Below are 23,814 nucleotides of genomic sequence, written 5' to 3' on the forward strand. Positions count from 1 at the left end.
TCGAAAGAAAGCGAAAATGACCAAATTGAAGGGCGTCGTTCCCCCCGTCGTAACCCCGCTCAATCAGGATTTCACCGTCGACTATCCGTCGTACACCCGTGTTCTCGAACATCTGATCGATGCCGGCTGCCATGGCGTGTTCGTGCTCGGCTCGACGAGCGAAGTTATCTTTCACGATGAAAAGACGCGGCGCGAGATCATCGAACATTCGGCAAAGGTGGTGAATGGCCGCGTGCCGCTCATCGTCGGCGTCATCGATCCGACGACCGATCGGGTGATCGCGCATTCGAAGGTCGCAAAGGCCTCGGGCGCCGATGCAGTGGTGGTCACCGCACCTTTCTATACGGTCACAAGTCAGTCCGAGATCCTCGATCATTTCCGCTATATCAGGGATGCGGTAGACGTCCCGGTGGTTGCCTACGACATTCCGGTCTGCGTTCATGTGAAGCTGCAGCGGCAAACCGTCGTGACGCTCGCCAAGGAAGGCACCATCATCGGCCTCAAGGATTCCAGCGGTGATGACGGTAATTTCCGCTATGCGCTGCTCGATCTCGCCGAACACAAGGACATCTTCCTGATGACCGGCTCCGAGATAGTCGTCGACAATGCCCTGCTGATGGGCGCGCATGGCGTCGTTCCCGGCATCGCCAACGTCGATCCGCATGGCTACGTGCGCCTCTGGGATGCCGCCCAGCGCGGCGATTGGGCGGCGGCGAAAAAGGAGCAGGAGCGCCTCTGCCGCCTCTTCGAAATCGTTTGGGTCGCCCAAGGCCGCGTCAGCGGCGGCGCATCGGGCATCGGCGCGTTCAAGGCCGCCATGCGCAGTCTGGGGATCATCGATACCGCCGTCATGCCGCGGCCGCGCGCTGCGCTGAACGAGGCTGAAACGGCCCGGATCGACGACATCCTGCGTGCAACCGGCCTTCTGAACTGAGGCGCATAATGGAGCCGACCGCCGATCCCGTTCTCGATATCAAGGGGCTGCGAACGATCTTCCGCGTCCACGGCAGCGAGATCACGGCCGTCCACGATATCGACCTGACAGTTGCCGCCGGAGAAACCCTGGCGCTCGTCGGCGAATCCGGCTCCGGCAAATCCGTGACGAGCCTTTCCATAATGCGTTTGCTCACCCGCAATATCGGCAGGATCGCCGCGGGCAGCATTCGCCTGAAGACGAAGAACGGCGCGGTCCGCAATCTGGTCTCCCTTGAAGACGAAGCTATGCGCAGGATCAGGGGCGACGATATCGGCATGGTCTTTCAGGAGCCGATGTCGAGCCTCAATCCCGTTTTCACGATCGGCGACCAGATATCGGAACCGATCCGCATTCATCGCGGCGCGGATCGGAAAGCGGCGATGAATGCGGCTGTCCAACTGCTCGACAGCGTCGGTATTCCGGATGCGAAGCGGCGCGCCCGTCAATATCCGCATGAGCTGTCGGGCGGCATGCGGCAGAGGGCAACGATCGCCATGGCGCTCGCCTGCGAACCGACATTGCTGATTGCCGATGAGCCGACGACGGCGCTGGACGTGACGATCCAGGCACAGATTCTGGATCTGCTCCTCCGGCTGCAGCGCGAACGCGGCATGGCGATGCTGTTTATCACGCACAATCTCGGTGTCGTCGCGGAGATCGCCCACCGCGTTGCGGTCATGTATGCGGGGCGGATCGTCGAAGAAGGACCGGTCGGCGTGGTCTTCAGCAATCCGCGCCATCCCTATACGACGGGCTTGCTGGCCTCCATGCCGCGTCTCGGCGATGCGGCGCGGATGAAGCAGGCCGGCGAGAAGCTCGCCGCCATTCCGGGCGTGGTCCCGAGCCTGATGAATATGCCTGCCGGCTGCGCATTTTCCCCGCGCTGCAAATACGCAATCGATGCCTGCCGCGCAGCCGTTCCGGCGCTCGAAGAGGTCAGTTCGCAGCACCGCAGCCGCTGCATCAGATGGCGGGAGATATAGATGAGCGCGCCATTGCTCTCCGTTCGCGATCTTGGGAAACACTATACGTCTCGAGGTACCAAGCTGAACGTTCTTCAGGGCATCTCCTTCGATATAGGTAAGGGCGAGGTCGTCGGGCTTGTGGGCGAATCCGGCAGTGGAAAGACCACGATCGGACGTTCGGTCCTGCGCCTTGTGGAGCCGTCCGCCGGCAGCGTTCGCTTCGATGGCTTGGAGCTGACCACGCTTTCCGCCTCCGCGCTAAGACGCACGCGACCGCGCATGCAGTATATTTTTCAGGATCCCTTCGCCAGCCTCTCGCCGCGCATGACAATCGGGGAGATTCTGACGGAAGGTCTAAAGATCCAGCGCATCGGAACCGGCAAAGAACGGCTTGAACGAGCGCGGTCCGCCCTCGCCCAAGTCGATCTGCCGACCGACGCGATCAATCGCTACGCGCATGAATTTTCAGGCGGTCAGCGCCAGCGCATCGGCATCGCCCGCGCCTTGACCTTGTCGCCCGAATTCATCGTGGCGGACGAGCCGGTCTCCGCGCTCGACGTTTCGATCCAGGCGCAGATCATCAATCTGCTGCGCGAATTGCAGATGCGCCTCGGCTTGACCATGCTGTTCATTTCGCATGATCTGGCCGTCGTCGAATATATCTGCGATCGGGTGATCGTGCTCTATCTCGGCCGCATCATGGAAATAGCGCCGAGTGCCGACCTCTACGCCAGACCGCAGCACCCCTATACGCGTGCGCTGCTGTCGGCGATCCCTTCGACCGACCCAAACGTCCGGCGCAACCGCCAGATCCTCAAAGGCGACATACCGAGCCCGGCCAATCCGCCGAGCGGCTGCGTCTTCCGTACGCGTTGTCCGCATGCATTGGACGCTTGCGGGAAGGCGGTTCCGGAGTTGAGAGAGGTCGCACCGGGCCATTTCAAGGCCTGCATTCGCGATGATTTGAACTAAGAGACATAGAGTGACAGCAAACAAGCGGCATGCCATCGCCGGCAATTGGGCGAGCCTTCTCCTGCCGATCGGGGCGGACGACGACATCGAATTCGCAAAGCTCGGCGAAGAGATTGACATCCTGATCGCCGCCGGTGTCGACGGCATCTATTCGAATGGCACGGCGGGGGAATTTCATAGTCAGACCGAAGGCGAGTTCGACCGCATTCAACTGATGTTGGCGCAACGATGCGTTAAGGCCGGCATGAACTTCGTCATCGGCGCATGCCAGCCGGATGCCCACATTATGCTGGAACGGGTTCGCCGCGCAGCACTCCTGAAACCGCTGGCGATCCAGGTCATCCTGCCCGACTGGTGGCCCGTGACGGATCAGGAAGCGATCGATTTCCTGAGACGCGCTGTCGATGCGGCAAACGGCATACCGCTCATCCTCTACAACCCGCCGCATGCCAAACGTGTCCTGACGCCGGAAGAACTGGCTAGAATCTGCGCGGCGGCGCCAGGTGTCATCGGCGCAAAGATAGCTGACGGCGACGAGCAATGGTATGCGGAAGCACGCAAGCACCTTTCCGCACTCTCACTCTTTGTCCCCGGTCACCATCTTGCAACCGGTATTATGGAGGGCGTTGCGGCGGGATCTTTTTCCAACGTCTGCTGTCTGAGCCCCCGCGGCGCGCAAGCATGGACCGCATCGATGCAAAACGACATTCATGCCGCACTCGATCTGGAGCGGCGAATTTGCAAGTTCATGGAAACGCACATCGCCCCGTATCGCCAGCGGTTGGGCTACTCGAACGCTGCGCTCGACAAGCTCCTCTGCGCCATCGGCAATTGGGGACCTGTCGGCACCCGGCTACGGTGGCCGTACCGCTCGATCGACATGAGCGAGGCGGTTCGGCTCCGAGATATCGCCCGAATGGAACTCAGCGAACTTTTTGCGTAACCGGGGCAATTGGTGGTGCTCAAGCGGTAGCGCTCATGCGCCGGCGGCGGAGAACCTACGGATTTCCCGATCCGCGGACTGCAGCAGCTCGAAAGCGCGATAACGCCTCTCATGGAGCGCCCCGATAGCGCCACCTGCAGGAGAGAAGACTGTCGAGAGACTCGACATCGCCTTCATCGCCTGCAGCAGCGAAGAATGACATCCTGCGGCAACGGCCCCTAGCATCGCCGCACCCAGAAGAACGGGCTCATCGGTATTGGCGATGGCGACTGGGACATTCGTAGCATCGGCCAAAAGCTGCCGCACGAGATTGCTTTGGGCGGCACCGCCGCTCGCAATGATCGTACCGATCTCGATACCGTCTCGTGACAAGGTCTCCAAAAGCTGTCTCAGGCCATAGCCGATACCGCAGAGACCGGCGATATAAAGCGAAATCAGGTCGGCGATCTCGATCTCAAGTCCGACGCCGGCGATCACCGCGCGGGCATCGGGATCGGCATGGGGTGACCGGTTTCCGAGAAATTCCGGAACAACATGGATCAACCCTGCAAGCTCGACGGCCCGCCCCAAATCGGGAGACAATTCGGTGGCCTGACGGTCAAGCCATGCGACGAGGGAGAGACCTTCCATCTCCGCCTTGGCGCGCGCTTCGGCAGATGCGGGATGCATCGTGACGAGATGGTCGATAGCGGCTCCAGCGGCCGATTGTCCGCCTTCCGTCAGCCAGAGGCCTGGTATCATCGCCGAGTAATATGGTCCCCATACGCCGCCGACAAAGATCGGATTGTTACTCGAGGCCATCGAACAGGCCGACGTGCCGAAGACGTAAGCGAGCCTGTTTTGCACTGCCGATCCGTCCGCCCCATCCCCTCCAAGCGTGCCGACGCCGCCGGCATGGGCGTCGATCAAGGCCGCTCCGACAGAGGTTCCGATCGGCAACCTCAGATCGGCGGCGGCCGCCTCGGTCAGCCCATTCGCCAGCGCCGTACCGGGTTCGACAATGTCCCTGCCTATTCTCGAAAAGCCTTCCGCCGCCAGCTCTTTCAGGCCGATTGCCTCAAAATAGGCCGCATCCCAGCGTTTCTCATGGGCAAGATAGGTCCACTTACAGGTGACCGTGCAGACCGATCGGCTGAGCGAGCCGGTCGCACGCCAGGTCAGATAGTCGGCAAGGTCGAAGAAGTGATCGGCGGCGGCAAAGGATTGCGGCAGGTTGCGCTTCAGCCAGAGAAGCTTCGGCGTTTCCATCTCCGGCGAGATAGTGCCTCCGACGTAACGCAGAACATCGTGATTGCCGCTGTTGATTTCAGCCGCCTCGCCGGCTGCACGATGATCCATCCAGACGATGATGTTGCGATCCGGATCACCGGAGGGACCGACAGCCACCGGCGCACCGTCAGCTTTGACGGCGACGAGGGAACAGGTCGCGTCGAATCCCACCCCGGCGGCCGCCGAGACCGGGATTCCGGCCGAGGCGACGGCTTCCCTCACACTGGCGCATACCGCTTTCCATATCTGTTCGCTGGATTGCTCGACGATGCTGCCGGCCTCATGCCAGATCGTGATCGGGCGTTTTGCCGAAGCCAGCAGCTTGCCATTCTCGGTGAAGACCCCCGCCCGGGCGCTGCCTGTACCGACGTCGACACCGATGAAATATTGCGTCATTTCTAGAGGTCCGTGCTGTTCGGAAGGATGACGAGGTCGCGGATCGTGACATTACGCGGCCTGGACAACATGAACAACACCGCGTCCGCCACCTCCGTCGCTTCCATCAATCCGCCCGCCGCGATCGTTTCATCGAGCTTCGCTTTCGGCCAGTCGCTGATCAGAGCCGTCACCACCGGGCCGGGAGCGACCGCTCCAACGCGAATGCCATGTTTCGCGACCTGCCTTCGCACGGTATGGACGAAGGCCTGCACTGCATGTTTGGAGGCCGTGTAGATCGGCTCCCACACGACGGGAACCAGGCCGGCGATAGAACTGGTCATGATGATATCGCCGGTCTTTCTCTCCACCATATGGGGCAACACTGCCTGCACTGATCTGAACGCCGCATTGATGTTCAGGTTCAGCATCCGATCCCAGGCATCGGGATCACCATCAACGACCTCACCGCCGATATAAGAGCCGGCATTGGCGTGAAAGATGTCGAGCTTTCCGAACCTTTTCAAAATCTGCGGCATCATCGTTGCGACACTGGCAGGATCGGTGAGGTCCACGACCAGAGGAAAAGCCTCCGGGCCAAGCTCGGAACACAGGTTCCTCAGAGATTCCCCGGCCCTGTCGATCAGGGCGACGCTCACGCCCTCCTGCAACAATGATTTGGCGCATTCAAGACCGATCCCCGAGGCGGCTCCGGTAATGGCTGCGACCTTTCCAGAAAGTTCCTGTCTCATATCATTCCTTACCTTGGTCGTTATATCAGGCCCGGCCGTGCGAAACGCGCGACCGGCGTGCCAGGGAGTCGACGATGACGGCTATAGCGAGGACCGCGCCGGTGATCATGTAGCGAAGGGCCGAGGACAGATCGAGCATCGTCAGCCCGCTCGCGATAGACTGGATGACGATGATGCCGAGCAGCGCCGAATACGCGCTGCCGCGGCCACCGAAGAGGCTCGTTCCGCCGATGACGGCGGCTGCAATCGCATTCAGATTGACGTCGCCCGTACCCGCCTGCTGGCTCGCCGATGCGAGACGGGCCGCCGCGAGCACGCCGCCGAGTGCTGCGAACATCGCGCAAAGAACGAAGGCGCTCGTGTAGATGCGCCGGACGTTGATGCCCGCGCGGCGCGCCGCCTCACGATTGCCGCCGACGGCGGCCATCGAACGTCCCCATTGGGTCCGCGTCAGTGCATAGTTCATGACGATGGCCAGGGCGGCGAAGAGTGCAAACATCCACGGGATGCCGCGATCCTGATTGAGATAGAAGGCGACGAATTCGAGCGCGACGCTGATCGCAACGGCGCGTGCTACCAAGCCGCCGATGGACCGGGAGGAGAGATTGGCCTCGCGGCGGCGGAGAGCCGCGCGATAGCCTGTCACCAGCATCACGATACCGGGAAGCAGCGCAAAGACATAGGCGAGCGGCCGCGGGATGACCATGAGCTGGCCGAAATTCACGATGGACGACCCATAGGGCAGGTTGATCGAACCCGTGGCGCCAAGCAGATAGAGCTGCATGCCGAGCACCGCCAGCAGGCCCGCCAGCGTCGAAACGAAGCTCGGCATTCCCAGTCGGTTGAAAAGCAATGCGTAGAGCGATCCGATCAATCCGCCGACGAGGAGCGCGGCGATAACGGCAACGGCCACCGGCCAACCCTCGTTGACCCAGAGCATGCCGACCATGGCGGAGGCAAAGCCGCTGATCGAGCCGACGGATAGATCGATTTCGCCTACCATCAGGACGCAGACGATTCCGAGCGAGATGACGCCGACCGTCGATGCATCGAAGAGAAGATTGGCGAGGTTGTTGCTCGAAAGGAACGTCGGATTGAGAGTACCGAAGACTGTCCAGATGATGATCAGGCCAACGACCACCGGCAGCGAGCCAAGATCGCCGGAGCGCACTTTGTCGATCGACGAACGGATCGTGCCGCCAAGACCGGCTTGGTGTTTGACGCGAATATCGCTGCGGTCGAGGAGCGTTCCCGCCTGTTTGATGTCGCTGGTCATATCTGACCCTCCTGCCCTAATTGCTGCTGCGCCTGACGGCGCCCGGCACGGCGCGAAACTGCATTTTCGCTGGCGCCGGTGATGGCACTGACGAGTTCCTGATTGGACGCATCGGGATAGAAAATTCCATTGTTTCGGCCGAGCCTCAACACGACGATACGATCCGCCACGGCCCGGACGTCTTCCATATTGTGGCTGATCATGACGACTCCGAGTCCACGGTCGCGAACGCGCTCGATCAGATTCAGAACTTCGGCTGTCTGAGCGACGCCGAGAGCTGCCGTGGGCTCGTCGAGCAGGATGAGTTTCGGCTCCAGAAGCAGCGACCGCGCGATCGCAACTGTCTGACGCTGCCCGCCGGAGAGCGATGCGATCGGAATGCGGACACTCGGAATGCGCGCCGAAAGCTCGTTCAGCAGCGTCCAGGCGCGAACCTCCATCGCGGTCTCGTCAAGTTTCATGGGGCTGAGTTCTCGCCCGAGAAATATATTGGCGACGACATCCAGGTTTTCGCAGAGCGCCAGATCCTGGAAAACGGTGGCGATGCCCAGATGCAGGGCGGTGCTCGGGTCGCTCAACGTCACCTTCGAGCCGCGAAAGTTGATCGTGCCGGCACTCGGCTGGTGAACGCCGGCAAGAATCTTGACGAGCGTCGACTTGCCGGCACCGTTATCGCCCACGAGAGCGACGACTTCGCCCGCATGCACGTCGAGATCGATATCGGTCAGCGCCGACACCGCGCCGAAATGTTTGGAGATGCCTCGCAGGCTGAGCACCAACTCGCCTGTCGCGGCTGTTTGGTCGGGAGCATCAGTCATATGTCGCGAGCCTTTCTATATGTATGGAGCAGGATAGGTTCCCGGTTCCCCGGCCGCCCTGGAGCGGCCGGGGAATTTGGCGGGAGGATGGGTCACTTAATGATGCCGAGCTTCTTGCAGCCTTCCGCATAGCGGCCTCCGCAGAGCTGGTCCGCAGTCTGGATCGGCTTGCCGTTGACCTGCTTGTCGATGATCTCGGCCTTCAGATTCTCCGAGGTAACGAGCGCCGGAACGAAGAGTTGCGTCGGTGTATCGAAGAGCTTCGTATCGGCTTTCGGCGCTTCGCCCGACAGCAACTGGATCGCGACGTTTGCCGCTGCCGCAGCAACGATCTCGCTCGGCTTGGAGATCGTGTTGTACTGGTCGCCGGCGATGATGAGCTGCAGGCCGGCGATCGTCGCATCGTTGCCGGTGACGGGCGGCACCGGATCAATGCCGGCAGCCTTGAAGGCTGCGACGGCCGCGCCGCCGGTGCCGTCATTGGCCGCAACGACGCCCAGGATCTTCTTGCCGAAGCGGGTGATCTGGCCGCTTGCCCATTGCTGTGCCTTCGGCGGCGCCCATTCCGGCGTGTCGAACTCGGCAAGCACCGGATAGCCGCCGTCAGCGAGACCGGCATGAATACCCTTCTTGATCAGCCCTGCGGCCGCATCGGTCGGCGAGCCATTGATTTCCAGAAGGCCTCCATCGCCAGCCTTTACGTTCTTCGCCTTCAGATGATCGACCAGCGACTTGGCGATCATCTTGCCGATTTCCTCGTTGTTGAAGGAAACGTAGTAGTCGGCCACCGCCGATGGGATCGGACGGTCATAGGCAATGACCTTTACGCCCTGGCTCTGCGCCATCTTGACGAGAGAAGCCGCCGCCGTGGAATCGACCGGATCGAGCACGATTGCCTTCGCGCCCTGAGAAATGGCGGAGTTGAACTGCTGCTGCTGACGAGAGGCGTCACCGTTTGCATTCTGATAGATCACCTTGCAGCCAGCACAGAGCTTCTTCATCTCCGCCTGGAAACCCGGATAGTCATGCTCCTCGTATCGCGTCGAGCTCTGGTCGGGCATCAGGAAAGCAACCGTCGCATCGGTCACTTTCGCGGACTGTGCAAATGCGGACGTGCCGCTCAGAAGGCCGATGGCGACTGCTGCAGCACCTGCCAGTTTCAATGCGAATTGGGTCATTGGAATTCCTCCGCTCCAAATGATAGTTGTTTTGATAACGCCTCAAGCTCATGTGTTCAGCTCGACGCCTGTTCCGTTGTGCAGCCTTTAAAGCAGACCCTGCGGCGATGCTTGTTGGGGCTGACATGCGGACAAGTGTTCCCGTTCGGGCAATTCTCATGCCGCTCCATCTTGCCCCGATTGTCTGGTCTCTCCTCCCGGTCCTCCTCTTTTAGGCGGCCTCCACCGCTCTTACGTTTTGGGCCAGCAAAGTTCTGAAGCGCGAGGGCGCCATGCCCTTCTGCTCCAGAAAACGACGATTGAAGTTCGAGATATTGTTGAAGCCGGCGGCAAAGCAGATGTCGGTTATCGACATCTCGACTTTGCTCATCAGCAGATGGCAGGCGAAGTTGATCCGCAGCCGATTGACATATTGAACGAGCGCCATGCCGGTATGCCGGCGGAAGCTGCGTGAGAACGCACTCGGGCTCTGGCCGGTCAACTCCGCAAGATCGGCTTCACTGAACGGTTCCGTCAGATGCGTATTGATGTAGGCCAATGCCTGGTTGACCCCGGCCGACATAAAGCCTGAAGGATCGGGATGATAACGTGCACTGGCGAGAGTGCTGGCGTTCTGAGCACTGCTCAAAGCATTCAGCACATTCATGAAAAGCTCGATGCGACGAATTCCCTTGGCTTCGACCAGCTCACCGAGGATCGGCCCGACGAGCGCTGCCGTTTCCGGCGTGAACAGCACGCCGCGGCGGCTCATCTCTAGGATGTCGATGCATCCGGAAAGCTCTGGAAAAACCCTATTAGCGTCGGCAAAGAAGGATTCGGAGAACTGAAGGACCCGGCAGCGCAGCGGCAGGCACGTGCCTGGCGGCACGTCACTCACCCAGTTGTGCGGCAGATTCGGGCCTGTCAGCACAAGGTTTCCGGGCTCGAATTCGCCGATGAAATCGCCGATGAAATATTGTCCCGTCGTTGCGACGACATGGTGGATTTCATATTCGGGATGGAAATGCCAGCGGACCGTGCGGTAGGGATAGCCGTGTTCCCATGCCTTGAAGGACTCGGCACTGCCGATTGCGACCACTTCCAAATCTGGATTCATGTCGTCCTCCTGCCTGCCCGCCGTCGGGTTTCTCCCGCACCGGCACCTCCTCCCAGAGGCCGTTGTTCTTTTCCAACGATCCGACTTTACGCGCGGACATTCATCGCCGCTACTACGCCATGAACGCCGGGCTGATACTTTTTTGACAATTCTATGCCGATTTGTCGTCCGATCGCACAGGAGTAGAGGCAGCCATTCGCAATGGATAGTTGCTGATCTATGGCTTTTGTCTCCCTGGACAAGGCTTAATGCATGTCGCGCAAAAGTATGCGGCGGTTTTGCGAGAACGACATGCAAAAACAAAGAGCGAAAGCGTCGGAGCGAATCTGAAAGATCGCGACGCGCTTTAGGCGCTAAGCGGGACTTACGGGACAAGCGCATTTCTCGCGCCAGGCGACAGGCGTCATGTCGGTGACACGGCGGAACTCGCGATTGAAATTCGATTTGGTCTGGAAGCCGGCTTCCAGCATGATCTCGGTTACGGATCGGTCCGTTTCGGCGAGCAGCCTGCACGCCTCGGCAATGCGATAGTCGTTGACATATTGCGAGACATTCTTGGCCATGATCCGGTTGATGGCAGTCGAGATGCGCCGGGACGGTATCCCGGCCCTTCGGGCCAGACGCTCAAGATTGAGATTGGCATCGCGATACAGCCTTTTTTCCTGCATCAGCTCATGGATTTTGGCGATCGTATCCTTGTCTTCGGCAGGGTCGTATTGAGGCGCGCTCTCCAAGGTTTCGGCGGGCGTAGAATTCCGGCTCGCGGCTGCGGCTGCAATGCCGAGGATGAACAGTCCGAGAAGATTGGCAATGCTGACGATCATGCCGGCATGCGCGCCATGGTTCGATTCGAAATCGAATAGCACGAGAGCGTCGACCATTGCCGAGAAGCACAAGGCGAAAGCGGCGAAGACGAGTGCCCGATGGGCTGGCTGCGCCGCTTCGAACGGCGCAAGGCGCAGCACATCCGGACCCGACCGGACAAGCCAGAGCAACGCGAGGGCGTAGGCCATGTAAATCAGGATCAGTCCAATATCGATGGCCTCCGGCCAGACGACAACCAGCAGGGCGATGATAACAGCGGGAAGGCTGTAGAATGTCAGAAGAACGGGCCAGCGGCGGCGGGTGTCTGCGCCCAGCCTGCGAACGCCGGCATAAACAAGCGGCGGCATGATCGTCGCAAAGGCGAGCGTCAGATGGCCGACCGCTTGCAAACCGTAACCCCAGCGCAGTCCCACGAAAACCGATTGCAAGGCGCAAACCAGAAGCAGGATGAGAAACGGGCGGTTTGCCGCCAATTCGTCATCGCGCCGCACCACGGCCAGAAACAGCAGCAGGAGCAGGAGAGCAACGACGAACGGCAGCGGCACGAACAGCATGAGACCCTTTCCCCGGACAACCATATTGGCCGCTACTATGGCCTGACTCGCGGCTTCCGGCGATCCAGATCGCGATCCGAGACGTGCTGAATCATGATCGAGGTCGCACCGGACGCCTCGGCAGCAGAGATTGACGGCGTAAACGTCTGGAGACCTGTCATGAATGCTGAAGCGAATATCGCAACTCGGCTTCGGTCGCTATCGATCGATCGCCTTGAGCCACCTCCCCGCGCCTCGTTGCCCCGCGGCCGATTGCGGACGCTCGGTGTGACACTGGCAGGCATGACCGCAGCACTGGCAGCAGCTGCGTATTTCATGCCCGCGCCATCCGCCAATGCGCTCTCGGAAGCCCTTGCCTCAGGAACCGTATCCGCGCCGGCAAAGGAGGCCTCGCCGTCTTCACAAGGCAAAGCCCCCACCATCCAAGAGCCTGCAAAACCTTTGTCTCAGGCCATTGTCGGTTCCGGCTATGTCGTTGCCGGGCGGATGATCACGCTACGGCCGGAGATCGGTGGCAGAGTGGTCGACCTGCCGCTGGATGTCGGCGATCAATTCGTTGCGGGACAGGTCGTTGCGCGTCTCGATGCGACGACGGACGAAATCGACCTGAGGATCGCCAGCTCGCAGGCCGTCGCTGCCACTGCTGCGGCGCGCCGGGTCGAGGTCTCGCTGGAGCAAGCCCGCAAGACTCTCGATCGCACCAAACTCCTTATCGAGCGCGGGGCTGTCGCGACCAGCAGCCTCGATGCCGACAGCTTAGCGGTCGTGCAGTTGACCAGCGATCTCGAAGTCGCGCGGCAAACGGCCGAAACCGCGCGACTGCAGGTGGATAAGCAGGAAAGAACCCTGTCCCTCCACCAGATCATTGCGCCTTTCGACGGCGTGGTCGTCTCCCGGCTGGCCGGCCTCGGAGACACGGTCGCCTCGGGAACAGATGGCGGCGGGCCGCGAGACGGAATCGCAATTCTTCTCGACCCGACCTCCCTGACCATCGATGCCGACATCGCACAGTCCAATGCCGCTCGGCTACAGCCCGGCCAGACGGCGGTCGCCATTCTCGATGCCTTTCCGGACCGGCCTTTCAAAATGCGGGTGCGGACGATTGTGCCTGCAGCTTCGCTGCAGAAAGGCACCGTGACCACCCGGCTGGAATTCCTGACGCCGCCTTCCCGGGTGCTGCCGAACATGGCGGCAAAGGTCACTTTGGACGCTCCGGACCTTCAAGCGAACCTGAACAAATGAGGATTTTGAGATGGACGAAAGTGCATCGATGCCGGAAGACGGCAGCATTTCGATCGCCAATGTGCGCAAAGACTACCGGATCGGAAAGAACGCCGTGACGATCTTTTCGCATCTGACCATGACGATCCGCGGGGGCGATTTCGTTGCGATCGTCGGCCCTTCCGGCTCCGGCAAATCCACACTTCTGAACCTCATCGGCGGTATCGATCGCCCCGATGCCGGCGAGATCACATTCGGACATGCGCGCATCAGCCGGATGAACGAAAGCGCCCTGACAAAATGGCGAGGCGCCAATATCGGCTTCGTGTTTCAATTCTACAATCTGATGCCGATGTTGACGGCGGAACAGAATATCGAGCTTCCGTTGCTGCTGACGAGCCTGACCCGGCGCCAACGTCGCGAGCGGGTCGAGACGATCATGTCGCTTGTCGGCCTCACCGACCGGCGCAAACATCTGCCGTCGGAGCTTTCGGGCGGTCAACAGCAGCGGGTGGGGATCGCCAGGGCCTTGGCAAGCGACCCGAAACTGCTGCTCTGCGACGAGCCGACCGGCGATCTCGATCGCGATTCCGCCGAAGACGTGCTGACCATGCTGCGCATCCTCAATTCGGAGCTCGGTAAGACCATCGTCATGGTCACCCATGACGACGCGGCGGCGCGTTCCGCCAGACGCGTGTTGCGTCTGGATAAGGGCCGCTTTGTCGAACGGGAGGCTGCGTAATCGTCATGAGCCGCTTTACTCTCATTCGCCGCACCATGGGGCGCAAACCGATGCGCAGCGCCCTGTTGATCACGAGCATCGCCATCGCCTTTTTCATCCACCTCATCCTGACCAGTTTCCAACACGGCTTTTTGGGCGGCGAAGTCGACTCGGAGCGGCTGGTCGTGACCAACAAGGTTGGCGACGCGCTGCCTTTGCCGATCGGCTATTACGACAAGATCCGAGCCCTCCCCGATATCGCGGAGGCGACCTACATCGCGCACAGCCGAGCGACCTACCGGACACCAACGAATTTCCTAGGCCTGACGGCGGCGGAGCCCGGCAGCTTCGCGGCCTTTATTGGCGATCAATACGATATTCCTGCTGACGCCATTAGCCGTTTCGACCAGCTTCGGAATGGCGCCATTGCCGGCCGCAGCATCGCAATGCAGGAAGGTTGGGTGGTCGGACAGAGGATCACGCTGAATACCTCCAGCTTCTTCAAGGCCGACGGCAGTTCGGATTTCGAATTCGAGATCGTCGGCATATTGGATGGCAAAAAATCCGCCGACACTCATTTCGTGATGGCGCGGTATGACTATATCAATTCCGAGCGCAGTACCGACCGCGACACCGTCAGCAGCTTCGGCATCGTGCCGAAGAACGGTGTTCGCGCCGACGATGTCATCAAAGCAGTCGATACCCTCTTTGCCAATTCCGCCTACGAGACCCGGACGCGGACGGAAGCCGAATTCATGAGGGCCTTCATCGCGCAGTTTGCCGATATTGCGACTATCGTGCGCCTGGTGATCGGCGTGGCGTTCGTGACAATCCTGATGATCGTTGCCAATACCATGTTCTTCGCGATCCGCGAACGGACGAGGGAAATCGGCATATTGAAGGTCCTCGGTTTTTCGCGGCGTTTCATCCTCTGCAACATCCTGGCCGAGACGTTCGCCCTGTTTGCCGTGGGCCTCAGCCTCGGTCTCGGTTTTGCATTTATGGCCGTGATGTTTCTGCGGGAACCGCTGCGCACGATCGTGCCGGATCTCGTGCTTACGCCCCCAATCATTCTTCAGGCAACCGGCTTCGCCGTCCTGCTGGCCCTGGCGACGGGTGTGGCGCCAGCTTTCAATGCCATTCGCGTGCCGCCCAACGCCGCTCTGAGAGAAAGATGAGACGATGAGCACAATCATCAATCAGTCCCTGGCCCTGACCATATCCAATCTGAAATCGTTGCACCGCCGGATATGGATTTCCCTTTCGCTGGTATTTTCCGTTGCGATGGTCGTCACGGTTCTGCTGGGCTTCCTGGCGATGTCGAATGGCTTTCGAATGTCGCTGATGCAAGCCGGTTCCAAGAATATCGCCATTGCCCTTGGCAAAGGTGCGGCAACGGAACTCGGCAGCCGGATCGAACCGTCGCAGCTTCACTATCTCGACGGCGCTGCCGGCATCGCGACCGATGCGGCAAGGACTTCAGTGATGTCGCCGGAAATGGTCGTGCCGGTGGATGTGCCGGAGAGGACGGGCGGATCGCTTTCGACATTGTCCTTGCGCGGCATCGGTGCGTTCGGTCTCAGCCTGCGGCCAAATGTCAGGATTGTCGATGGGCGGATGTTCAGTCCCGGCAGCAGCGAGATCGTCGTCGGGCGCCGACTGAGTCTTGATTACAATGGACTGGAAATCGGCGAACAGCTCACGCTCGGCACATCGAAATGGACGGTCGTCGGCATTTTCGACGCCGGCGGTTCCGTCTTTGAATCCGAGATGCTGGCGGATATCGGCGTGGTGCAGACGCTGTTCAACCGTCCCAATCTGGTCCAGAGTATCAGGATCAAGCTCACCTCGCCGGAGAGCTTGCCGGCGCTGCAGTCCATGGCAGCAAATACGCCGGAGATCGGGCTGACGCTGCGGTCGGAACAGGATTATTTCGCAGGCCTTGCAGAGCGCACGTCGAAGCTGATCCTGCTTCTCGGCTGGCCGCTGGCGGTAATTATGGCCGTGGGAGCGGTTGTCGGCGCGATGACGACCATGTTCAGCTCCGTGTCGGATCGCAGCACCGAGATCGCTACCGTGCGGGCAATCGGCTTCAGCCGGCGTGCCGCTTTTGCCGGCACCTGGATCGAAGCCATGATCCTCACCTGTTTCGGATGCCTGGTCGGCGTCGGCTTTTCCTATGCCGTTCTCAACCGCTGGACCGCGTCAACGATGAGCGCCGATCATACGCAAATCGGCTTTCAACTGGTCCTGTCTCCCTCGCTGGTGATGAAGGCCGTTTGGCTATCCTTGATCATCGGCGCCGTCGGCGGCGCATTGCCTGCAGCGGCGGCAGCGCGGATTCCACTGCGGTTGGCGATGAGCGGGCGAACAGAGATTGGCTGACGGATGGGCGAAGAACGGAGCCAAACGCTACTTCCTCCCTTTCGACCGTCGCAGTTTTCGTTCAGCCGCCAGAAGAAGGCCCTTGAGTTCCGGTTCTCGAACACGGCCTGCGGCTTCGGTGAAAGAGAGCCATTCGTTGCGACGCTGGTCTCTTTCCGGAAAATTCTCGCAGGATTTTTCGACTTCGAGCAGATGCAGTTGCACGATGCAGGGAACGCGGTTGCCGTCCGCGAGCTGCTTCAGGTAGGTGAAATAGCCGAAAGGTTTCTTCTTGATCTTGCCGCGAACCCCGGCTTCTTCGAACGCCTCGATTGCCGCCACTTCGTATGGCTTTTTCCCTTTTATCGGCCAGCCTTTGGGAATAACCCAGCGCCCGCTTTCGCGGCTGGTGACGAGAAGCACTTCCGCCGTGCCAAGCTCCCGGTTTCTCCGGTAACAGATCGCCGCATATTGTTCGTATATGGCTCCGTGGAACAGCGCATCTGCGTGGGGAGCGAGATCGGACAAAAATCTATCCGTTGCCCCGGAGAATTTCGGCTGACCTGGAATCAAGGGTGCCATGCCGTCAGCCACCCCTGATCGAGCCACGCCAGACGAGATCGGCGTGAAGGCGGATGGCGTGGGCCTGTCCCTCCGGCTTTGCGGCCTCGTTGCTTTCCAGCCATGAGACTGCTTCCCGTGCGATCGTGGCAAGCGGCTGAGCAAAGGTCGTCAGTTGATAGGATGCCCAGGACGCCTGTTCGATATCGTCGAAACCGGCAACACAAAGTTGGTCGGGAACACGGATCGAAAACTGATGGCGGGCGGCGTCTATGAAACCGCAGGCCAGGAGATCGGTGGCGCAGAACACGGCATCCGGCCGCGCGGAAAGTGTCAGAAGCCGCTGTGCAAGAACCCTGCCGCTCTCGTAGCTTGTCCACCCGTAACGTTCGACGACGACCTCGAGACCGTGCGCCCTGGCCGCGGCGACGAAGCCGTTCTCCCTCGCCATCAGGCTTGGCGTACCGGCCTCCGAATTGGCGAAGGCGAGCCTTCGGCAGCCGGCGCGAAGGAAGGCCGTGACGACGCGGCCGGCAGCCTCTTCGTCATCGAGATTGATCCGCAGAGGCCCGTCCTGCTCGTCGTCGCGGTTGATCAACACCAGACGCTGGCCGTTCTTCAGGCAGAGTTGCGTGATCGACTTGTCAGGCATCCCCGAGACGATGATCGAGGCATCGGCGCGATATCGGATTGCCTGGCGCAGCGCCATGTCCACGCTGCCGTCCAAAAGGTCGGTGTTGACGAGCATTGCAATCTTGCCGCTGTGCTGCAGCTCCTGCGTCAGCGCCTTGATCAGGCCGGCTCGATGTGGTGTGGCCATGTCCGAGACGATCAGGCAGACGATGCCGCTTTCATTGCGCATCAGCCCGCGGGCGAGATGATTGACGTGATAGCCGAGTGCATCGGCTGCCTCGATCACTTTGCGGCGCGTCTCCGGCGACACGCTCGCCCCCAGTGTGAACGTGCGTGAAACGGCCGAGCGGGAGACCCCTGCGCGGTCCGCTACCTCCTGTGCGCTCACGAACACTTTCTGCGACACGCTTCTCTCCCGCCGGCATGCGAGCTTACTCAGTCTTGCAATTGCGTGCATCATCCTCTGAGCCACTGTCATGACAGTTTTATGAAGGAAGCTGTTAATTGGTACAGCAGGGCTGTGCGGCATTTGCACGCGCTTGCAAGATGAAGGAATGCGGCTTTGGCAAAGCGTGCTTCGCGGTAAAAGCGATGTGATCTCAGCTATAGTCTTCAGTCCCGCCCCGCTCGCTGATCAGCGGCACGAAAATCACGGCGCCGAGAGTCTGAGTTGTAAAATCATCCGGGCCTTTTCGCAGGATTTTCAGGAGCGTCTGCCTGTGCTCTTCCCGTCCCACAGGGATGACCAGCCGACCGCCTATGGCCAATTGTTCTTTCAGGGCTTGCGGCACCTCCGGCGCGGCGGCCGAAACAAGGATGGCCCCAAAGGGAGCGGCTTTCGGCCATCCCTTTGAACCGTCTCCGCAACGCAAATCGATATTGTCGTAGCCGAGACGTTGCAGGCGTTCGGTCGCTCCAGCCGCCAGAGAGGCGTGGCGTTCCACGGCAAAGACATGGCCCGCCATGCGGCTCAGGATAGCAGTCGCGTAGCCAAGCCCCGCGCCGATTTCGAGAACCGTATCGTCGGGTTTGACCTCCGCGGCCTCGATCATCAGCGCGACCATATAAGGCTGAGAGATCGTCTGCCCCTTACCGATCGGCAGCGGACAGTCGTTATAGGCAAACATCTCGAAGCCCTTCTCGACAAAGGCTTCCCGCGGCACCAGGCGCATGGCATCCAACAATGCCGGGTCGCGAATGCCGCGCCCGGCGATCTGTTTTTCCACCATGCGAAGACGCTCGTGCATGGCCGGCTGTCTCCACGTCCGGAACATCCCATTATTACGCGGTCTGGCTGTGATCTCCGCCGTGGCGCGAGATACTGCTCAGCGCTTGGCCGGCCCCACCGTTACTTTGGGCCAGGGCGATATCGCCGAGCGAGAGGATACCGACGAGCCGCTTGCTGTGATCCAGCACCGGCAGGCGCCGGACCTTGATGCTACCCATGTTGCGGCAGACCTCATCGATCTCCTGATCATCGAAGCAATATTTGACCTCCGATGTCATGACATCGCGGACCTTCGCATCCGGCCCCCTGCCCTTGGCGATGCCACGAATGGCGATATCGCGATCGGTGATCATGCCTACCAGGCGGTCATGGTCGCCGACAGGCAGGATGCCCGCGTCGAGATCCGCCATCGTCTGGGCGGCCTGCAGGATCGTCTCGTCAGGATTGGTGATACGCACGTCATGCGTCATGGCGTCTCGAACTTTCATTGGTTCCTCCATGAGCGGACGCCTCATCCCGCCGCTTAGGCAGGATAATCTCTTCAGCGACCTCAGCTCGGGCGGCGCCCGGTTCCCCACTGGTCGCGGAACCCTCCTATGAGAGCCCGTTACAACAACAGGCGAGGCGCCGATCTGTTCCCATCGACAGCGCGGATTATCAAATTTACATCTCGAATTCGTCGTCTTCACCGGCAGAAAGCAAATCGACAAGCTCGGCCACCTTGCCGCTTGGCAGCGTCCTGCCCTCGCCGATCAGAGCCTCGTCATTGTTGAACCAGGCCCATGCCTCTGCAAGTTCGCCCAGCGTCGCGCCGGTCGCGGAGATATCGGCCATCAAGGTTTCATCGACAGGTCCAAGAACGGAGACGATGTCTTTTGCGGTCATAGTCATGTGCGTTCTCCTGAGGTTTCATGGGCGCAGAATCGCGCCGGAACCCGTTCATCTCCTCGAGGGCGGAACGAAATCCCCCCAGCTTTGTTCCGGCATTGGAGATCGACCATGAAATGGATGTGAGGAGGGTACGATGCCGAGCACGATGATCGAGCTCATGCCTTTGAACCCTACATGGGTGGACATCGCGATACGCCTCCTGTTGGTCGTCGCCGCCGGCGCGTTGATTGGCCTCAATCGCGAGGCCGGCGGGCATGCGGCCGGATTCCGGACGACGATCCTGGTGGGGTTGGCGGCATGCCTGGCCATGATCCAGGCCAACCTGTTGCTCACCACGATGGGCAAAACGCCTCAGTCATTCGTCCGCATGGACATACTGCGCTTTCCGCTTGGCATATTGACGGGTGTCGGCTTCATCGGCGGCGGCGCCATTCTCAAGCGCGGCGATTTGATCACTGGCGTGACGACGGCGGCAACGCTTTGGATCATGACGGCGATCGGCCTTTGCATTGGTGGCGGCCAGTTGGTGGTTGGGTCTGCCGGAGCTGTTGTGGCCTTTATCGTGCTCTCGCTCTTCAAATGGTTCGATGAGCTGATATCGCGACGGCAAAAGGCGCGCGTGATCATTGAGCTTACCAGCAGCGCCTATATCGCAAAGATCGAAACAGCGTTCGATCCACTCGGATATTCCTTCTGTTTTACTGATAAATCGATAAACGATACCGATGGTACGGTTCATGCCACTTATCAAGTGCGATGGAAACACGCGGGCATCAGCGGCGGCGCAACGGAACTCCTGACTGCCATCGAAGAGCGCTACAAGGTCGTATCTTTCGAGATGACGACAACGACCACATGACCAAGAATGCTCACTGGGAACATTCTCGCCCGGCGTGGGTTTGCCCTTCGAACGAAAGGAGGATGCCATGGTTAAAATCAGAGAGGCGAAAACCAACGATGCCCCCTCCGCTAAAGCCGATATTCGTACGCAGCAGGCGCTCGATCAGGCTGCGGGCGGCGCCGGAGAGATCGATACTCGTACGCCGGGCGCAGAGACGCTGGAAGTGAACTTCTCCTACTCGGAACCCGGCTCGGACGACTCGCGGTCGACAGATACTCCGGATTGCGACAGGCAGCGCCAGCAAGCTCTGGATATGGCCGCGGGTCGGATTGCAGCGGCGGTTAGAGCCTCGCGGCCGCGGGAGCGCCATACGACGCGCAATGTTGCAATTCTGGCAATCGGCGGCCTCGCCGGCTTTTTGCTGCATGGGGTTTTCACGGGTCGCTAAGCGGCTTCCGAATGCAGGCTGCGGGATGGAACCTTATGGCGTTTTTCTTGTTGCGTCCATGAGCCCAAAGGAGGGAGGGTGTCATGCAACGTCAACACACGTCACATGCGTCGGCAAAGTCTGAGCAAAACCCATTCAAGGCGCCCGAGTCGCAATGGCGGCCGGATGCGGAAATCCGTGCCGAAATCCAGAGGAGACTGAGCGAAGACCCGCTGCTGGATATTACCGGCATCTTCGTCAGCGTCAGCAGCGGCCGCGTTCTCCTCGAAGGATCGGTCGAAAACGATGAGGTTAAGCGGCGCATCGAGACACATTCGCGTCAAGTGAGCGGCATCAGCGGTCACGATAGTAATCTTTGTGTTCGCAAGCCGCGATAGAAAGCGTAGGCAGGTATGCGTGCATTGTTGATCATCGTTATCGGACTGATGGTGGCCTCGATCCTCAGCATCCTCGTCATCAAGCCGTTCGTGACCGGAAAAAACCAGGATTCTCAAGTCGCACAGAAGACCATCGAGCAACCGGAACCGAAGCCGTAAAGGTGCCATAGCGGATCACTTCGCTTGCGGCGTCTGCTGCTCCTGCTGGCCAGGTACCTGGCTAGGCGGAATGACCGGTGTTTTACCGCCACGCGGCGCCTGCTTTTCCATTGCGCTGTCTCCGGTCGTTGGCGGTTTCAACACGCCGCCGCAGTCCGAAAGTTCTTTACTGGCGTTCTCCTGAGAACGCGGCGGCGGTGCGGTTTGGTTTTCACCTTCGCTCTGCTTATTGGGGTCGGGAGCCCTGCAGCGCTCGCTGTTCGGCATCTGTAGCTGTTGTGCGGATATGACCGTTGGCACAGCGAATGTCAGCGCAGCCGCCAACAGCAGAAACCGTCCAAACGGTCTGCGCACTGCGTCGGACTTCGGTGCAGATGACGGCATCGTTGCTGATCTTGCCGTTGACGACACCACGCTCATGATGTGTCCGGCGTTCGGATTGCCGGCTGTCGCGATCGGAACCGGCCGACAAAGCTTGAAGCTCGCGTCCATACTGTTCTCCATCGGTGAAAATGCAGGGTTGCAGACCGGATGGATAGGAAGCTCGTCTGCCTATTCGTCGGCCATGGAGAGAAAACGGAAAAATCCCCATGTTCTTCAGCACCATCATGTCCGTTTAGCACGGCCTGCAGTGTCTATGGCTAACGTCTGGTGGCGACCGATGTTCCGGTTTAATTCGCGACGCCAATGTCGCATCAGCGGGGCTGATGAAATCACGAAATGAGCGAACTGGCACCAAGCGTAGAGGCAACTGGACAGGGGCTGCAGACATTAAAAAACGGCCTCCTGCGGAAGGGAGGCCGTTTTCGAATTTTTCCGGATATGGCGACAGAGTTGCTATTCGGCCGCTTGCAGTGCCGGCGTATCGACATCGCTGGTCAGTTGTCCGGCCATGGCAGCAGCGAATTTCGACTGATCGAGCTCACTCTCCCAGCGTGCGACGACAACTGTCGCCACGGCGTTGCCGACGAAATTGGTCAGAGCACGGCACTCCGACATGAAGCGATCGATGCCAAGGATGAGCGCCATGCCGGCGATCGGAACCGAGGGCACAACGGCAAGGGTAGCGGCCAGCGTGATGAAGCCGGCACCGGTGATGCCGGCAGCCCCCTTGGAGCTCAGCATGGCCACGAGCAGCAGCAAGATCTGGTCAGTGAGCGAGAGCGATGTGTCGGTTGCCTGCGCGATGAACAGCGCCGCCAGAGTCATATAGATGTTGGTGCCATCGAGGTTGAAAGAATAGCCGGTCGGGATGACGAGACCGACGACCGAACGCTTGCAGCCTGCGCGTTCCATCTTGTTCATCAGACCGGGAAGCGCTGCTTCCGACGACGAGGTGCCGAGAACGAGCAGCAATTCTTCCTTGATGTAGCGGATCAGCGCCAGGATCGAGAAGCCGTTGTAACGAGCGACGGCGCCCAGAACGACCAGCACGAACAGTAGCGATGTGGCGTAGAAGGTGCCGATCAGGAAGGCCAGATTGGCGATCGTGCCGATGCCGTATTTGCCGATGGTGAAGGCCATGGCGCCGAAGGCACCGATGGGCGCGAACTTCATGAGCAGGGCAACCATTCGGAAGATCGGCGTGGTCAGTGCCTGCAGGAAGTCCATCACGGGGCGGCCACGCTCGCCGACGGCGCCGAGTGCGATACCGAAGACGACCGAGAAGAACAGGACCTGGAGGATGTCGCCCTTGGCGAAGGCGCCGACGATCGTGTCCGGAATGATGTTCATCAGGAAGCCGACGACGGAAGCGTCATGTGCCTGAGCCGCATAGTTGTTGACGGCCTTCGTATCCAGCGTTGCCGGATCGATGTGCATACCAGCACCAGGCTGTACGACGTTCGAGATGATGAGGCCGACGATCAGCGCCAGCGTCGAGAAAGTCAGGAAGTAGATGAACGCTTTGCCGACGACGCGGCCGAACTTCTTGAGGTCCGACATGCCGGCGATGCCGGTGGTGACCGTCAGGAAGATGACCGGCGCGATGACCATGCGGACCAGCTTGATGAAGGCATCGCCGAGCGGCTGCAAGGATGCGCCGATTTGCGGATAGAAATGTCCAAGCAGGATACCGGCGGTGATGGCGGCAAGAACCTGAACATAGAGATGCCGGTAAAAGGGAAGTTTGCCGCGTGTCTCGGCAACGACGGGTGCAATCATGATATCCTCCGTTATGCCCAACCGATCCCTCGGTCCTCCGGGCAACGACTACGAATCTTCAACAGCCTCCGACTGTTTGGCGGATCGTTGCAACGGGCGTGCCAGATGAAGGATTTCCTAATAATTTATTGATATAAAAGCAGATTTTAGGAAGTCCTGCAGTTAATTCTCCGAATTTGTGCGACAATCCGCACAGATCGAATTGCGG

General features: G+C 60.1%; 26 protein-coding genes. 12 read left to right on the forward strand and 14 right to left on the reverse strand.

Annotated elements, in window-relative coordinates:
- Positions 1 to 16: 16 nt before the first annotated feature.
- Genes QA646_RS23300 through QA646_RS23315 form a run of 4 tightly spaced genes read left to right on the forward strand, consistent with a single transcriptional unit; the run spans position 17 to position 3,856 of the window.
- Entirely contained in the window at positions 17 to 934 is a 918-nt protein-coding gene (locus QA646_RS23300) for a dihydrodipicolinate synthase family protein (RefSeq protein WP_283059110.1), read from the forward strand.
- Positions 935 to 942: 8 nt separating this feature from the next.
- The gene (locus tag QA646_RS23305) at positions 943 to 1,959 is read left to right on the forward strand and encodes an ABC transporter ATP-binding protein (RefSeq protein WP_283059111.1); all 1,017 of its coding nucleotides are present in this window, start codon (positions 943 to 945) and stop codon (positions 1,957 to 1,959) included.
- Complete coding sequence (locus QA646_RS23310; RefSeq protein ID WP_283059112.1) at positions 1,960 to 2,913, forward strand: oligopeptide/dipeptide ABC transporter ATP-binding protein; 954 nt, start codon at positions 1,960 to 1,962, stop codon at positions 2,911 to 2,913.
- Positions 2,914 to 2,923: 10 nt separating this feature from the next.
- Positions 2,924 to 3,856: a dihydrodipicolinate synthase family protein gene (locus QA646_RS23315; protein WP_283059113.1), complete on the forward strand. Its 933-nt coding sequence runs from the start codon at positions 2,924 to 2,926 to the stop codon at positions 3,854 to 3,856.
- A gap of 33 nt (positions 3,857 to 3,889) precedes the next feature.
- Here the strand turns inward: QA646_RS23315 and QA646_RS23320 are convergent, their stop codons facing one another.
- The 7 genes from QA646_RS23320 to QA646_RS23350 all read right to left on the reverse strand — a co-directional run bounded on the left by QA646_RS23320 (position 3,890) and on the right by QA646_RS23350 (position 11,999).
- Positions 3,890 to 5,521, reverse strand: coding sequence for an FGGY-family carbohydrate kinase (locus QA646_RS23320; RefSeq protein WP_283059114.1), 1,632 nt, complete (start codon positions 5,519 to 5,521; stop codon positions 3,890 to 3,892).
- A gap of 2 nt (positions 5,522 to 5,523) precedes the next feature.
- On the reverse strand, positions 5,524 to 6,252 hold the full coding sequence (locus QA646_RS23325; RefSeq protein WP_283059115.1) for an SDR family oxidoreductase: 729 nt from the start codon (positions 6,250 to 6,252) through the stop codon (positions 5,524 to 5,526).
- Between the two features lie 25 nt (positions 6,253 to 6,277).
- Positions 6,278 to 7,528, reverse strand: coding sequence for a sugar ABC transporter permease (locus tag QA646_RS23330; RefSeq protein WP_283059116.1), 1,251 nt, complete (start codon positions 7,526 to 7,528; stop codon positions 6,278 to 6,280).
- Positions 7,525 to 8,346: an ATP-binding cassette domain-containing protein gene (locus QA646_RS23335; RefSeq protein WP_283059117.1), complete on the reverse strand. Its 822-nt coding sequence runs from the start codon at positions 8,344 to 8,346 to the stop codon at positions 7,525 to 7,527. Before QA646_RS23335 ends, QA646_RS23330 begins: the two co-directional genes overlap by 4 nt.
- Before the next feature lie 92 nt (positions 8,347 to 8,438).
- On the reverse strand, positions 8,439 to 9,524 hold the full coding sequence (locus QA646_RS23340) for a sugar ABC transporter substrate-binding protein (protein ID WP_283059118.1): 1,086 nt from the start codon (positions 9,522 to 9,524) through the stop codon (positions 8,439 to 8,441).
- A 211-nt stretch (positions 9,525 to 9,735) separates the two neighbouring features.
- A complete protein-coding gene (locus tag QA646_RS23345) occupies positions 9,736 to 10,620 on the reverse strand; it encodes an AraC family transcriptional regulator (protein WP_283059119.1) in 885 nt (294 codons plus the stop codon).
- 353 nt (positions 10,621 to 10,973) lie between these two features.
- A complete protein-coding gene (locus QA646_RS23350) occupies positions 10,974 to 11,999 on the reverse strand; it encodes an AraC family transcriptional regulator (RefSeq protein WP_283059120.1) in 1,026 nt (341 codons plus the stop codon).
- Between the two features lie 159 nt (positions 12,000 to 12,158).
- On the opposite strand from QA646_RS23350, the gene QA646_RS23355 reads away from it, so the two are divergent.
- Genes QA646_RS23355 through QA646_RS23370 form a run of 4 tightly spaced genes read left to right on the forward strand, consistent with a single transcriptional unit; the run spans position 12,159 to position 16,326 of the window.
- On the forward strand, positions 12,159 to 13,241 hold the full coding sequence (locus QA646_RS23355) for an efflux RND transporter periplasmic adaptor subunit (protein ID WP_283059121.1): 1,083 nt from the start codon (positions 12,159 to 12,161) through the stop codon (positions 13,239 to 13,241).
- A gap of 10 nt (positions 13,242 to 13,251) precedes the next feature.
- The gene (locus tag QA646_RS23360) at positions 13,252 to 13,962 is read left to right on the forward strand and encodes an ABC transporter ATP-binding protein (RefSeq protein WP_283059122.1); all 711 of its coding nucleotides are present in this window, start codon (positions 13,252 to 13,254) and stop codon (positions 13,960 to 13,962) included.
- Positions 13,963 to 13,967: 5 nt separating this feature from the next.
- Positions 13,968 to 15,119, forward strand: a complete 1,152-nt coding sequence (locus QA646_RS23365) for an ABC transporter permease (protein WP_283059123.1) — start codon at positions 13,968 to 13,970, stop codon at positions 15,117 to 15,119.
- 4 nt (positions 15,120 to 15,123) lie between these two features.
- Positions 15,124 to 16,326, forward strand: coding sequence for an FtsX-like permease family protein (locus QA646_RS23370; RefSeq protein ID WP_283059124.1), 1,203 nt, complete (start codon positions 15,124 to 15,126; stop codon positions 16,324 to 16,326).
- 27 nt (positions 16,327 to 16,353) lie between these two features.
- Here the strand turns inward: QA646_RS23370 and QA646_RS23375 are convergent, their stop codons facing one another.
- The 5 genes from QA646_RS23375 to QA646_RS23395 all read right to left on the reverse strand — a co-directional run bounded on the left by QA646_RS23375 (position 16,354) and on the right by QA646_RS23395 (position 19,618).
- Complete coding sequence (locus QA646_RS23375) at positions 16,354 to 16,833, reverse strand: NUDIX hydrolase (RefSeq protein ID WP_283059125.1); 480 nt, start codon at positions 16,831 to 16,833, stop codon at positions 16,354 to 16,356.
- 58 nt (positions 16,834 to 16,891) lie between these two features.
- A complete protein-coding gene (locus tag QA646_RS23380; RefSeq protein ID WP_283059126.1) occupies positions 16,892 to 17,905 on the reverse strand; it encodes a substrate-binding domain-containing protein in 1,014 nt (337 codons plus the stop codon).
- 193 nt (positions 17,906 to 18,098) lie between these two features.
- Complete coding sequence (locus QA646_RS23385) at positions 18,099 to 18,746, reverse strand: protein-L-isoaspartate(D-aspartate) O-methyltransferase (protein ID WP_283059127.1); 648 nt, start codon at positions 18,744 to 18,746, stop codon at positions 18,099 to 18,101.
- Between the two features lie 34 nt (positions 18,747 to 18,780).
- Complete coding sequence (locus QA646_RS23390) at positions 18,781 to 19,215, reverse strand: CBS domain-containing protein (RefSeq protein ID WP_283059128.1); 435 nt, start codon at positions 19,213 to 19,215, stop codon at positions 18,781 to 18,783.
- A gap of 175 nt (positions 19,216 to 19,390) precedes the next feature.
- Entirely contained in the window at positions 19,391 to 19,618 is a 228-nt protein-coding gene (locus tag QA646_RS23395; protein WP_283059129.1) for a hypothetical protein, read from the reverse strand.
- A 133-nt stretch (positions 19,619 to 19,751) separates the two neighbouring features.
- Here QA646_RS23395 and QA646_RS23400 point away from each other — a divergent pair, with 133 nt between their 5' ends.
- The 4 genes from QA646_RS23400 (at position 19,752) to QA646_RS23415 (ending at position 21,443) form a co-directional block, all read left to right on the forward strand.
- Entirely contained in the window at positions 19,752 to 20,477 is a 726-nt protein-coding gene (locus tag QA646_RS23400; RefSeq protein WP_283059130.1) for an MgtC/SapB family protein, read from the forward strand.
- A 67-nt stretch (positions 20,478 to 20,544) separates the two neighbouring features.
- Positions 20,545 to 20,907 (forward strand): hypothetical protein, encoded by a 363-nt coding sequence (locus QA646_RS23405; protein ID WP_283059131.1) that lies wholly within the window; start codon positions 20,545 to 20,547, stop codon positions 20,905 to 20,907.
- An 83-nt stretch (positions 20,908 to 20,990) separates the two neighbouring features.
- Complete coding sequence (locus QA646_RS23410) at positions 20,991 to 21,284, forward strand: BON domain-containing protein (RefSeq protein ID WP_283059132.1); 294 nt, start codon at positions 20,991 to 20,993, stop codon at positions 21,282 to 21,284.
- Positions 21,285 to 21,299: 15 nt separating this feature from the next.
- A complete protein-coding gene (locus tag QA646_RS23415) occupies positions 21,300 to 21,443 on the forward strand; it encodes a hypothetical protein (RefSeq protein ID WP_283059133.1) in 144 nt (47 codons plus the stop codon).
- Between the two features lie 15 nt (positions 21,444 to 21,458).
- Here the strand turns inward: QA646_RS23415 and QA646_RS23420 are convergent, their stop codons facing one another.
- The gene (locus tag QA646_RS23420) at positions 21,459 to 21,935 is read right to left on the reverse strand and encodes a hypothetical protein (protein WP_283059134.1); all 477 of its coding nucleotides are present in this window, start codon (positions 21,933 to 21,935) and stop codon (positions 21,459 to 21,461) included.
- A 345-nt stretch (positions 21,936 to 22,280) separates the two neighbouring features.
- Positions 22,281 to 23,606, reverse strand: a complete 1,326-nt coding sequence (locus QA646_RS23425) for a dicarboxylate/amino acid:cation symporter (RefSeq protein ID WP_283059135.1) — start codon at positions 23,604 to 23,606, stop codon at positions 22,281 to 22,283.
- Positions 23,607 to 23,814: the final 208 nt, after the last annotated feature.

Origin of the sequence: Rhizobium sp. CB3090 (assembly GCF_029714285.1) — a bacterium.
GTDB lineage: Bacteria > Pseudomonadota > Alphaproteobacteria > Rhizobiales > Rhizobiaceae > Rhizobium.